Raw genomic sequence first — 12,543 nt, forward strand, 5'->3', positions numbered from 1 at the left:
TGGTTGGCTATTGGACATGTCAGACCTATTCCAGGATTACTCGGAGGCCGCGGGCCGCACCGGAGCCTATGACGAGATGTTCGCCCCGGGTCAACAGGCCAGGGACTCGTACGGTCAGGTGGCGGACGCACTCCGGAAGCTCTCCCTGGCAGACGTCACCGCACGCGCGGACTCGATGGCGCGCACCTTCCTGGACCGCGGGGTGACCTTCGACTACGCGGGCGAGGAGCGGCCCTTCCCGCTCGATATCGTGCCCAGGGTTATCCCCGCCGCCGAGTGGGACGTTCTGGAAAAGGGGGTCGCCCAGCGGGTCCGTGCCCTGGAAGCCTTCCTGAACGACGTCTACGACAAAATGACCGTGGTGTCCGACGGTGTGATCCCGCGCCAACTGGTGACCACCAGCGCCCATTTCCACCGGCAGGTCCACGGCTTCGAACCGGCAGGCGGGGTCCGCGTCCACATTTCCGGCATCGACGTCGTCCGCGACGCCGCCGGGACTTTCCGCGTCCTCGAGGACAACGTCCGCGTGCCCTCCGGGGTGAGCTACGTCCTGGAGAACCGGCGTGCCATGGCCAAGGGCCTGCCGGAGGCCTTCGGCCAGCAGCTCATCCGGCCCGTCGAGGAATATCCCCGCCGGCTGCTCTCGGCCCTGCGCAAGACCGCACCGGCCGGCGTCGACGATCCCACCGTCGTCGTCCTGACCCCGGGCGTGTTCAACAGCGCCTACTTCGAGCACACTCTCCTGGCCGGCCTGATGGGCGTTGAGCTGGTGGAGGGCCGTGACCTGATCTGCCGCGGTAACCGCGTCTACATGCGCACCACCGCCGGTGAACAGCGCGTGGACGTCATCTACAAACGGATCGACGACGACTTCCTTGACCCCCTCCAGTTCCGGTCCGACTCCATGCTCGGCTGCCCCGGCCTGGTCAACGCCGCCCGCGCCGGCGGTGTCACGATTGCCAACGCGGTGGGCAATGGGGTTGCCGACGACAAACTGGTTTACAGTTACGTGCCTGACCTGATCCGCTACTACCTCAGCGAGGAGCCCATCATCGCCAACGTGGACACCTTCCGCCTCGAGGAAAAGGAAGCCAGGGAGTACACCCTGGACAACCTCGCGGAACTGGTGGTCAAGCCCGTGGACGGTTCCGGCGGCAAGGGCCTGGTCATCGGCCCCGACGCCTCCAGGGATGAACTGGACGCCCTCCGCCAGCGGATCATCGCTGACCCCCGCGGCTGGATAGCCCAGCCGGTGCTGCAGCTCTCCACCGTCCCCACATTGAGTGGAGACAAGTTCGGCCCCCGGCACGTGGACCTCAGGCCCTTTGCCGTGAACGACGGCGATGACGTCTGGGTCCTTCCGGGCGGCCTGACCCGCGTGGCCCTCAAGGAAGGGTCCCTGATCGTCAACTCCAGCCAGGGCGGCGGATCCAAGGACACCTGGGTCCTTGCAGATTCACCCCAGATGCCGGTGGAAACCGTTCCCCGCCAGGCCGTCACGGTCCGTGAACGGGTCTCCGTATGGCCTGTGGAAAGCAACTGGCGCGACCGCCAGTCGGAGCAGCAGCAGTGAGCCGCGCCGCCGTCGGGCATTTCTTTTACACCGTTCCGGGCGCGCAGGAGGTAGCCGCGAATGCTTAGCCGAATTGCCGAGTCCCTGTTTTGGATCGGCCGCTATGTGGAACGGGCGGACGGTACCGCCCGCATCCTTGACGTCCACCTGGAGCGCCTCAACCACCTCCCCATGGACGAGCGCAGGAGCGTCGCCCAGGAACTGCTGGCGGTCATGGGCGCCCGGCCCCAGAGCGAGGATTTCGGCCTGCCCGAACTGCTCCACGCCCTGGCCTATGACAAGACCAGCGCCACGTCCATCGCCGGCTCCCTGGGCGCTGCCCGCGAGAATGCCCGCCGGGCGCGTGAGACCGTGTCCTCGGGCCTATGGGAGAGCCTGAACACCACCTACTACGGCCTGAGCCAGCACCGCAAGGACGTGGTGGGCACCTACCGCTTCTGCAATTGGACCCTTGAACGCACCGCCATGGTCAGCGGCCTTGCCGACACCACGGTGAGCCATGACGAAAGCTGGCTCTTCCTGGTCCTGGGCCGGTCCCTGGAACGTGCGGACATGACGGCCCGGATGCTGTCCACCCGCGATGTGCTCTCCGCCGGCATGTCCTGGGTGAACATGCTGCGCTGCGCCGGCGCCTACGAGTCATTCCTGCGCACCCGCCGCGCCGCGTTCGGTGACCAGCACGCCGCAGAATTCCTGCTGCTGGACCGGCTCTTCCCCCGCTCCATCGTCTACGCGCTGCGGGACGCCGACGAGTGCCTGGCCAAGCTGGACCCGTCCGCGCAGCGGGTGGGTTTCATCAATGATGCCCGCCGCATCGTGGGGCAGGCCAGGACCTTCCTTGAGTTTCACCGGACGGACGACCTCATGTCCGAGCTGCCCGAGCACATGGAACGGGTCCAGAAGGCAGTGTCCCAGGCCTCGGACGCCATTTCCCGTAAGTACTTCAATCAGGCGGACGAACTGGCCTGGGTGGGAGAAGTGTCATGACCCGGTTGAGCATCGTCCACAGGACGGCCTACAAGTACAACAAGCGCGTCACCCTGTCCTACAACGAGGCCCGGATGACGCCGCTGACGGATTCGCAGCAGGTGGTGCTCGAGTCCGTGGTGAAGGTGTCCCCGTCCCAGGCGGCGGTCAGCACGTACCGCGACTACTGGGGGACCAGGGTCACGGCCTTCGACATGCAGATGCCGCACGAGAACCTCGAGGTGGTCTCCAACATCACGGTGGAGGTGCACCGGGCCGGGAAGATTCCTGCAGAAGCGGACATCGTGGGCTGGGACGTCCTGGCCGCACCGGAAACACTGGACACCTTCAGTGACTGGCTGCCACAGTCCCGGCTGAGCGGGCCGGGCGACGAAGTGCTGGGCATCATCCCGGACGTCGTGGCGGGGAAGAACCCGCACGAAGCTGCCATGGCCGTCTTCGCCTGGATGCGGGGGGAGATGACGTACATGTCCGGCTCCACCGCTGTCACCACCAATGCGGAGGAGGCCTGGGGCCAGCGCCAGGGGGTGTGCCAGGACCTGGCGCACCTGGCGATCGGTGCGCTGCGCAGCTGCGGCATTCCGGCACGCTACGTCTCCGGCTACCTGCACCCGCGGTCCAGCGCCGGAATCGGCGAGACGGTGGCAGGACAGTCGCATGCCTGGCTGGAATGGTGGGACGGTGACTGGCGCAGCTGGGACCCCACCAACCACAAGCCTGCCGGGGACTTCCACGTCACGGTGGCACGCGGCCGGGATTACCGGGACGTGCCCCCGCTCAAGGGCATCCTGTCCGGCGGCGGCGGGTCCGCCCTGAACGTCAGCGTGGAGATCACCCAGCTCGCCTGAGGCGCCAGGTTCCCCGGCCGTAGCGGCCCGGGAACCTGATGTCACGGCTCTATTCCGGTGCCGTCCTGGCGGCGCTGCTGATCTGGGTCCACCACGTCATGGGATCGGTGACCTGGAAGCGGCGGCCGGTGACCGAATCCGGGGTGATGCGGACGAACGCGTCCTTCCGCCCCGACTGCCACGGAAAGAGGTACAGGCGGGAGGTTTCCAGTACATCCTCCGTGCTCTTGACCAGGGCGGCGGTGCCCTTGATCACCACGCTCCAGGCCAGGCCCGTTTCGGGATCCACGCCGTCCGCCTCCACGGCCACGGGGGCATCGCCGGACGCTGCCGACAGCTTGGTTCCCTGGCTGGTCCGGAAGACCAGCGTGCCGCTGTCCACCGTGTAGTTGACCGGGAAGATGTCCGGGCGCCCATCCACCAGCACCGCCAGCCTGCCCACGGAGACCGTCCGCAGCAAGGCCCAGCATTCATGGTGTTCGAGGTTTTGGACTTGGCTAGATGACTCGTTGCTCATGCGGTGAGCATACGCCCTTCACCAGGGACTGGGCTTGTAATCCTTGAGGAAGACGCCGTACTGGTCCTCGCCGTTCTCGCCCATGACGATGGGATCGTAAACCCGTGCCGCGCCGTCCACCAGGTCCAGTGGCGCGTGGAACCCTTCCTCCATCAGCCGGACCTTGGTGAAGTGGGGGCGTTCGTCGGTAATCCAGCCGGTATCGACAGCGGTCATCAGGATGCCGTCAGTGTCCAGCATCTCCTGGGCGCTGGTGCGGGTCATCATGTTCAGTGCGGCCTTGGCCATGTTGGTGTGTGGATGTCCCGGCCCCTTGTAGGCCCGGGAGAACTGGCCTTCCATCGCGGAGACGTTCACGATGTACTTGCGCCGCGCGGTGGAGCGCCTCATGGCCCCTCGCAGCCGGCTGACCAGCAGGAACGGCGCGGTGACGTTGCAGAGCTGAACCTCAAGCATTTCGAGCGGATCCACTTCGTCCACCACCTGGGTCCAGCTGTTGATGGTGGCAAGGTCAGGGACCAGGCCGCCGGCGTCGATGGCGGTGCCGGAGGCGATCCGCTCCAGCGAGGCGGACCCGGTGGACAGTGCCAGTGACGTGATGGCGTCGCCAGCCAGGACCGGGTGTTCGGTGACGCTGCCGGCAAGCGCCAGCGGATGCTTGTCGTGGGCGTGGCCGAAGGTCAGCAGTTCGGGGCCGCCGTCGGCGTGCTCCAGTGCCGCGGGAAGCGGTTCGTCCTCGGCGTCCACCAGCGGCTTGTACGCGTTGCCGGAACGGCGCACGGTCTGGGCGGCGTTGTTGATGATGATGTCCAGAGGACCGGCCTCGTTGAGGGAATCGGTCAGGGCCATGACCTGGGCAGGATCGCGCAGGTCGATGCCCACGATCCGGAGCCGGTGCAGCCATTCGCCGCTGTCTTCCATGGCGGCGAAGCGGCGGGCCGCGTCCTTGGGGAAACGTGTGGTGATGGTGGTGTGCGCTCCGTCGCGCAGCAGCCGGAGGGCGATGTACATCCCGATCTTTGCGCGGCCGCCGGTCAGCAGGGCCCGCCGTCCGGTCAGGTCGGTCCGGGCATCCCGCTTGCTGTGGCTGAAGGCCGCGCATTCCGGGCAGAGCTGGTGGTAGAAGGCGTCCACCTGGGTGTAGTGCTGCTTGCAGATATAGCAGGGGCGGGACCGGATGAGGTGGCCCGCGATCGTGCCGGTGGCCGACGGTGCCAACTTGTTGCCGCGGGTCTCGTCGTCGATCCGGTCCGGCGCGGCGGTGGCCGTCTGGGCAATGACGGCGCGGTCGGCGTCGGCGATGGAATCCCGCTTGGTGACCCTGCGGTGGCGCTTGACCGCCTTGAACATCTTGCCGGTGGCGCGGCGCACCGAGATGTAGTCCGGGTGCTCCTCGTCGTACGCGTGGATGGTGTTCAGGACCTTGAGGCAGGCCTGGATGTCCTCAGGGGTCAGATCGGGGGAGCTCATTGGGAAAATTTTACAGCGTACGCCGCAGGCCGGGACACCATCAGTGGTGTCCCGGCCTGCAGGCGCCTTGGGGAATTCGGAGTCCGGGTCAGGAAACCCGGGCGCCGGGCGCTGCCTTCGCGGCCGCGGCTGCGTGCGTGCCGGCCACCTTGTCGGCGGCTTCGCGCATGTCGGGGTACTGGTCCGCGGCCGCCTTCACGGCGCTGGGCAGCTGGCTGAGGTGCCGCGCAGCGAGCCGGCGTTCCTCATCGCCCGGTTCCGGGACTTCCTGGCCCTTGGCCAGGACGGTGATGCCGGAATCAGTGACCTTGAAGCCGCGTGCGCGGTCCAGCTCATGGTCCAGTCCGATGGCGGCGCCGGCAGGGACCTTGACGTTCTTGTCCAGGATGGCGCGGTTGATGACCGCCCCTTCGCCCACCTGAACCTTGTCCATGAGGACCGAGTCGATGACCCGGCCGCTGGTGGCCACATAGACGTCGTTGGACAGCACCGAGCCTTCCACCACGCCGCCGGAGATCACCACGCCGCTGGAGACGATCGAGTCCAGGGCCGCGCCCACGGTGTTGTTCTGGCCCCGGACGAACTTGGCCGGCGGGGAAATGCTCTGCCGGGTGTAGATGGGCCATTCGGAGTTGTAGAGGTTGAACACGGGCAGCGGGGAGATGAGGTCCATGTGGGCGTCGTAGAAGGAATCGATGGTGCCAACGTCGCGCCAGTAGGTGCGGTCGCGTTCGGTGGAGCCGGGGATGTCGTTGAGCGTGAAGTCGTAGACACCCGCCTCGCCCTGGTTCACGAAGTACGGGATGATGTCCCCGCCCATGTCGTGCTTGGTGTCCAGGCGCTCGGCATCGACGTGCAGCGCGGCCACCAGGGCGTCGGCGTCGAACACGTAGTTGCCCATGGAGGCCAGGAACTGGGAGGGATCTGCGGCAAGCCCGGGGGTGCTGGCGGGCTTTTCCACGAAGGCGGCAATCTTCTGGGGATCGTTCTGGTCCACTTCGATAACGCCGAACTGGTCGGCCATGTGCAGCGGCTGCCGTACGGCCGCCACCGTGGCTTTGGCTCCGCTGTTCACGTGCTGGGCCACCATCTGGGCGAAGTCCATCCGGTACACGTGGTCCGCCCCGACCACCACCACGATGTCCGGGCTGGCATCGTGGATGAGGTTCAGGGACTGGTAGATGGCGTTGGCGCTGCCCAGGAACCAGCTCTTGCCCACGCGCTGCTGCGCCGGAACCGAGGCGATGTAGTTGCCCAGCTGGGTGGACATCCGCCAGGTCTCCGAGATGTGCCGGTCGAGGCTGTGCGACTTGTACTGGGTGAGTACCACGATCTGGAGGTACCGGGAATTGACCAGGTTGGACAGCGCGAAGTCAATCAGGCGGTAGCTGCCGGCGAAGGGCACAGCGGGCTTGGCCCGGTCTGCCGTCAGTGGCATCAGCCTGTTTCCCTCGCCACCTGCGAGGACAATCGCCAGGACTTTTTTCGTTAACGGCATGATGGTCGCTCCTGTACGCCTTCGTAACTCCCCAAGACAGTCCGGTAGGCCCGGACTCCTTCACACTAGAACAGTTATGCGTGAAGGACTACCTTGGGTCTTGTGCGAATAGACATTGTGACTAAAGAGTTCCCGCCCGAGATCTACGGTGGCGCCGGGGTGCATGTCGCCGAATTGAGCAGGGTGCTTAGCAAGCACGTTGACCTGCAGGTTCGTGCGTTTGGTGCTCCACGCGACGCCGATTACCATGGCGCGGCGGTGACGTCGTACCAGGTCCCGGAGGACCTCGGAGGGGCGAACGCGGCGGTGCAGACCCTGGGCGTGGACCTGCGCATTGTGCCGGATGTCCAAGGCGCGGACGTGGTCCATTCGCATACCTGGTACGCCAACATGGCGGGGCATCTCGCGTCCCTGCTGCACGGAATTCCGCACGTTCTCAGCGCCCACAGCCTCGAGCCGCTGCGGCCCTGGAAGGCCGAGCAGCTTGGCGGCGGCTACGCCCTTTCTTCCTGGGTGGAAAAGACGGCCTATGAAGCGGCAGCAGCCATCATCGCCGTGTCCGAGGGCATGCGCCAGGACATCCTGCGCAGCTACCCCAACGTGGATCCGGCAAAGGTCCGGGTGGTCCACAACGGCATCGATGTGGAACTGTGGCAGCGTGACGAAAACGACGACGCCGTCCGTGCCCTGGGCATCGACCCCGCCACGCCAAGCGTCGTCTTTGTGGGAAGAAACACAAGGCAGAAGGGCGTTCCTTACCTCCTGCGGGCGGCGGCGAAACTTCCGGCCGACGTCCAGCTGGTCCTGTGCCTGGGCGCAGCGGACACCCGGGAACTGGCAGCCGAAACCGCTGCCCTCATCGAGGACCTGCAGAAGCAGCGCACGGGCGTTGTCCTGATCGAACGGATGCTGCCGCGCCACGAGCTGATCCAGGTGCTCAGCCACGCCACAGCCTTCGCCTGCCCCTCCATCTACGAGCCGCTGGGCATCGTCAACCTCGAAGCCATGGCCTGCGGCGCTGCAGTCGTAGCCAGCGCCACGGGCGGCATCCCCGAGGTGGTTGAGCACGGCCGGACCGGACTGCTGGTGGACCTGGAACAGGTCACCGACGGCACCGGCACCCCCCTGGACCCGGAAAAGTTCGTCAAGGAGTTCGCTGCCGCCCTCACCGAGGTGGTGTCCGATCCCGAACGCGCCCGCGCCATGGGCCAGGCCGGCCGGGAGCGGGCCGAAAAGCACTTCTCCTGGGAGTCGATTACGGAAACCACCCTCGAGGTGTACCGCTCGGTGCTGCCGGCACAGAGCTGACCCGCCTGAAGCATTAACGCCGACGGCGCCGCCCACCTTGCGAGGTGGGCGGCGCCGTCGTCGTTGCTGCTGTTGCGGGACGGCTACTTCCGGTTCCCGGCTGTGCGCGCCAGCAGGACCTTTTCGTCCACGGGCGACTGCCCGCTGGCCCGCTCGGCCCGGAAGTGGGCCCGCGCCTCGTCCTGCCGGGTCTTCTCGGCGCCGGTGGCGATGGCGGCCCGCACATGGTCCTCGCCGTAGCCAAAGGCGTCCACCAGGTCCAGGGCATGCGGCCGGATCCTCTCCAGCAGCCGGTTGATGTACCCTCCCACGGTGCGGGCCCGCTGCATGGAGAGCCGGCCGTTCATGAGGTACCAGGACAGGTTCTTCTCGATCAGCGACAAGCCGAAGAGGTCCCGCAACCAGGTCAGGACCTTCCTGGTTCCGGGGTCCGCCACCTGCTGGAGGGCGTCCGTAAAGGCCTCCCACTGCAGCAGTTCCGCGTGCGCCTGGGCGGCGTCGATCAGTTCGTTCTGGTGCCGGTTGAACAGGGCGGCGCCTTTGTCCTGCGCAAGCCGCTTGCTGCCCTTCAGCGCGGCTCCTGCCTCGGCCACCATGGTTTGCACCCTGTCCGTAAGGAGAGCGCGCTGGGCTTCCTCGTCCCGGAGCGCGATTGCAGCCTTTTGGACCGACCCGGTATCAGCCACGAACTGGGCCACCTGGCGAAGTCCGGTGCGGTGGACAGCTGCGCCGGCAGCCTGGTTCACCACGTACCGGGCCAGGACGCCGAAGTCCACGTTGCGGAATTCCTTGGCGTAATCGGCCAGCAGGCGCTTGGCCACCAACTGGAGCAGCACCGTGTTGTCGCCCTCGAAGGTGGCATACACATCCAGGTCGGCGCGCAGTGAAGCGAACCGGTTTTCGATCAGGAAGCCGGCGCCGCCGCACGCTTCCCGGCATTCCTGCAGGGTGTCCAAGGCGTGCCAGGTGCTCAGGGGCTTCAGTGCCGCAGCCAGGGTCTCCAGGTCCTGGCGGTCCGCGTCGGTGTCGTGGGCGCCGGAAAAGACGTCGTCGAACTTCTGCAGCAGCTGCTCGTGTGCAAAGCCGGCCGCGTAGGTGGTGGCAAGCCGGGTGAACAAGCGCCGCTGGTGCCGCTGGTAGTCCAGCAGGACCTCTTCCTCCGTGTGCGAGGAGGCGTTGAACTGGCGGCGTTCCGTGGCGTACTGGATGGCGGCCTTCAGGGCCACCTTGGAGGCTGCGACGGCGGCGCCGTCCAGCGACACCCGGCCCTGGACCAGCGTGCCCAGCATGGTGAAGAAGCGCCGGCCGGGACTGGCGATCGGCGAGGTGTAGGTTCCGTCGGCATCGACGTTGCCGTACCGGTTCAGGAGGTTTGTCCGGGGAATGCGGACGTTGGTGAAGTGCAGCCGGCCGTTGTCGATGCCGTTCAGGCCGCCCTTGATGCCGTCGTCTTCCCCGCCGATTCCGGGCAGGAATTCCTTGGTGGCCGGGTCCCGCAGGTCGACGTAGAAGGCGTGCACCCCGTGGTTGACCCCGCGGGTGACCAGCTGGGCAAAGACAACAGCGCCCAGGCCGTCGATGGCGGCGTTGCCGATGTAGTCCTTCCATGCCGCGCGGAACGGGGTGTGGATGACGAACTCTTCGGTGGCGGGGTCATAGGTTGCGGTGGTGGCAATGCTGGCCACGTCCGAGCCATGGCCGGTTTCGGTCATGGCGAAGCAGCCGGGTATTTCCAGGTTCATGATTCCGGGCAGCCACTTGGTGTGGTGTTCTGCGGTGCCCAGGTGCATCACCGCGGATCCAAAGAGTCCCCACTGGACGCCGGCCTTGATCTGCAGCGAAGGGTCAGCCACCACCAGTTCCTCGAACCCCGCGATGTTTCCGCCGTGGTCGTCGGCGCCGCCCAGCTCTGCGGGGAAGGCACGGTGCACGGCTTCATGGTCCACGAGGTATTTCAACTGGCCGAACACCCGGGCGCGGTGCTCCGTATGCGTCAGGCCCTCGATCTTGTGCAGTTCCGGCCTGGCAGCCAGCTCCCTTGCCTGGTGCCGCACGTCGGCCCACTTGCCGAGGAGTTGCCGCCCCAGTGCCTCGACGTCGACGGCGGGGGCAGGGCCATTGCCCATAGGGGTGGCTGCAGGGGTTGCCGAAGGCCGAAGCCCCTTGCGGGCAGGGCGGTCCACTACGTCAGTCATGTCACAGTCCTTCTTTGGCGGATAACTTGGTGGTCGATGGGGCGGGAGTGAGTTCGGGGGCTATGCCGACGCACAGCCACGCTGTGATCTGGCGGGCCATCGTTTCCTGGGTTGGCTTGGCGGGGGAGTCCGGGGTGCTGAGCCATTGCTCACCGGCGTTCCGCACCAGGCCGATTGCCGCCTTGGGCCAATAGCCGATAACGATTTCCCCGACGTCGCCAAGGTGCGACCGCATGGGGGTGGCGATCATGTCGGCGATGGCGTCGAAGAAGTGGCCAAGCGGGCCCCCCGGGGCGGCCGGATGTGGCGGGTTGGAAGGGTCGGCAGGGGCATAGCTGGTGACGAACGCGTAGACGTTGGGGCTGGTGTCCGCCATTTGCAGATAGGCCGACACCATGGCCAGCAGGCCTTCCCGGGGAGTGACGGCGCTTTGGGCTGCTTCCTGGATGCGGTGCTGCATTTGGCTGAGGACGACTTCGCCCACGGCCTGCTGCAGCCCGGCCTTGTCCCCGAAATACCGGTAGAAGACCGATTTAGAGGTACCGGCAGCCGTTGCAATGTCCTCCATGGAGGCATCACTGCCCAGTGCGTGCACCGCACGGCGGGCCTGCTTGATCAATTCGCGGCGCCGCTTCTCCCGGTGGCTCTGCCAGCGGGAGGACCGTCCGTCAGGGGCTGCGGAAGACGGAGGCTCCATGGCCGCGGGGAGAGTTGTGTCCGGGAAGTTCACGATACCCAGCGTATCAGGTACGCTGGGTATCGGTAACCACTCGTGACCAGAGGAGCCATCCATGTCCATAGACGGACAGTCCACCCCCGCACCAGAGGGATCACCCCGGGTCTCGGTCCCGGCAACCCGCAGGGCGGTGATCGTCGGAGCCAACCGTATTCCGTTCGCCCGCGCCGGCGGCGCTTACGCCAAATCCTCCAACCAGGACATGCTGACAGCCGCCCTGGACGGCCTGATCGCACGCTTCGGCCTCCAGGATGAACGGATCGGCCAGGTGGCGGCCGGCGCGGTGCTCAAGCACTCCAGGGACTTTAATCTCACCCGTGAGGCCGTCCTGGGCTCGGCACTTTCCGCCGAGACTCCTGTCTACGACCTCCAGCAGGCGTGCGCCACGGGTCTTGAAACCGTGGTTGGCCTGGCCAACAAGATCAAACTCGGGCAGATCGATTCGGCCATTGCCGGTGGAGTGGACTCCGCCTCTGACGCGCCGGTGGTGGTCAGTGAGGGACTGCGCGAGGTGGTCCTGGACCTTCACCGGGCCAAGACACTTCCCCAGCGGCTGCAGATCCTGGGCCGGCTGCGGCCCAAGGACCTGGCACCCCTGGCGCCCGGCACGGCCGAGCCCCGCACCGGACTGAGCATGGGCGAGCACCAGGCCCTCACCACAGCGCAATGGAAGATCCCGCGGGAAGCGCAGGATGAACTCGCACTGAACAGCCACCACAACCTTGCTGCCGCCTACGAGTCCGGCTTCTTCGATGACCTCATGACCCCCTACCGGGGACTGACGCGGGACGGCAATCTGCGGGCCGACACGTCCCTTGAGAAGCTCGCGTCCCTGAAACCGGTGTTTGGCCGGAACCTCGGGGCAGATGCAACCATGACGGCAGGCAATTCAACACCACTCACCGATGGTGCCTCCACCGTCCTGCTGGCATCCGATGAATGGGCAGACACCCGGGACCTGCCCAAGCTGGCAGCAGTGGTGGACGCCGAAGCTGCTGCGGTGGACTTCGTCCACGGCAAGGACGGGTTGCTGATGGCCCCCGTGTTCGCAGTGCCCAGGCTCCTGGCCCGCCAAAACCTGACGCTGGCGGACTTCGACTACTTCGAAATCCACGAAGCATTCGCCGCCACCGTCCTCAGCACCCTGGCCGCATGGGAGGACGAAGACTTCGGCCGCGACCGCCTCGGCCTGGACGGTGCTTTTGGCAGCATCGACCGCTCGCGCCTCAACGTCAACGGGTCCTCGCTCGCAGCAGGCCACCCGTTTGCGGCGACCGGTGGCCGCATCGTTGGCACACTTGCCAAGATGCTCCACGCCAAGGCGGCTTCCACCGGACGTCCTGCCCGCGGCCTGGTATCCGTCTGCGCAGCCGGCGGCCAGGGCGTCGTGGCGATCCTGGAATCTTTGTAG

The 12,543-nt window shown here is 66.5% G+C and carries 10 protein-coding genes; 5 read left to right on the forward strand and 5 right to left on the reverse strand.

The window, feature by feature from the left end:
- The first annotated feature begins 16 nt into the window (after positions 1-16).
- The 3 genes from FBY33_RS14945 to FBY33_RS14955 are packed head-to-tail and all read left to right on the forward strand — an operon-like array spanning position 17 to position 3,408.
- Positions 17-1,573 carry a circularly permuted type 2 ATP-grasp protein gene (locus tag FBY33_RS14945; protein WP_142031230.1) on the forward strand — a complete coding sequence of 519 codons (1,557 nt, stop codon included), beginning with the start codon at positions 17-19 and terminating at the stop codon, positions 1,571-1,573.
- A 60-nt stretch (positions 1,574-1,633) separates the two neighbouring features.
- Positions 1,634-2,560, forward strand: a complete 927-nt coding sequence (locus FBY33_RS14950; RefSeq protein WP_142031231.1) for an alpha-E domain-containing protein — start codon at positions 1,634-1,636, stop codon at positions 2,558-2,560.
- Positions 2,557-3,408, forward strand: a complete 852-nt coding sequence (locus FBY33_RS14955; RefSeq protein ID WP_142031232.1) for a transglutaminase family protein — start codon at positions 2,557-2,559, stop codon at positions 3,406-3,408. Before FBY33_RS14950 ends, FBY33_RS14955 begins: the two co-directional genes overlap by 4 nt.
- Before the next feature lie 49 nt (positions 3,409-3,457).
- On the opposite strand, the gene FBY33_RS14960 is transcribed toward FBY33_RS14955, so the two are convergent.
- From FBY33_RS14960 to glgC, 3 genes are all read right to left on the reverse strand, one after another.
- On the reverse strand, positions 3,458-3,925 hold the full coding sequence (locus tag FBY33_RS14960) for a pyridoxamine 5'-phosphate oxidase family protein (RefSeq protein ID WP_142031233.1): 468 nt from the start codon (positions 3,923-3,925) through the stop codon (positions 3,458-3,460).
- 18 nt (positions 3,926-3,943) lie between these two features.
- Positions 3,944-5,395, reverse strand: a complete 1,452-nt coding sequence (locus FBY33_RS14965; protein ID WP_142031234.1) for an SDR family NAD(P)-dependent oxidoreductase — start codon at positions 5,393-5,395, stop codon at positions 3,944-3,946.
- 88 nt (positions 5,396-5,483) lie between these two features.
- Positions 5,484-6,893, reverse strand: a complete 1,410-nt coding sequence (gene glgC / locus FBY33_RS14970; protein WP_142031235.1) for a glucose-1-phosphate adenylyltransferase — start codon at positions 6,891-6,893, stop codon at positions 5,484-5,486.
- A 102-nt stretch (positions 6,894-6,995) separates the two neighbouring features.
- Here glgC and glgA point away from each other — a divergent pair, with 102 nt between their 5' ends.
- A complete protein-coding gene (glgA, locus tag FBY33_RS14975) occupies positions 6,996-8,201 on the forward strand; it encodes a glycogen synthase (RefSeq protein ID WP_142031236.1) in 1,206 nt (401 codons plus the stop codon).
- A gap of 83 nt (positions 8,202-8,284) precedes the next feature.
- Here the strand turns inward: glgA and FBY33_RS14980 are convergent, their stop codons facing one another.
- Both FBY33_RS14980 and FBY33_RS14985 read right to left on the reverse strand, forming a co-directional pair.
- Positions 8,285-10,396, reverse strand: a complete 2,112-nt coding sequence (locus tag FBY33_RS14980) for an acyl-CoA dehydrogenase family protein (protein ID WP_142031237.1) — start codon at positions 10,394-10,396, stop codon at positions 8,285-8,287.
- Position 10,397: 1 nt separating this feature from the next.
- Positions 10,398-11,093 carry a TetR/AcrR family transcriptional regulator gene (locus FBY33_RS14985; protein ID WP_442858351.1) on the reverse strand — a complete coding sequence of 232 codons (696 nt, stop codon included), beginning with the start codon at positions 11,091-11,093 and terminating at the stop codon, positions 10,398-10,400.
- Positions 11,094-11,187: 94 nt separating this feature from the next.
- On the opposite strand from FBY33_RS14985, the gene FBY33_RS14990 reads away from it, so the two are divergent.
- Positions 11,188-12,543: an acetyl-CoA C-acetyltransferase gene (locus FBY33_RS14990; protein WP_142031239.1), complete on the forward strand. Its 1,356-nt coding sequence runs from the start codon at positions 11,188-11,190 to the stop codon at positions 12,541-12,543.

The organism is Arthrobacter sp. SLBN-112 (assembly GCF_006715225.1).
In the GTDB taxonomy this organism is placed as follows: Bacteria; Actinomycetota; Actinomycetes; order Actinomycetales; family Micrococcaceae; genus Arthrobacter.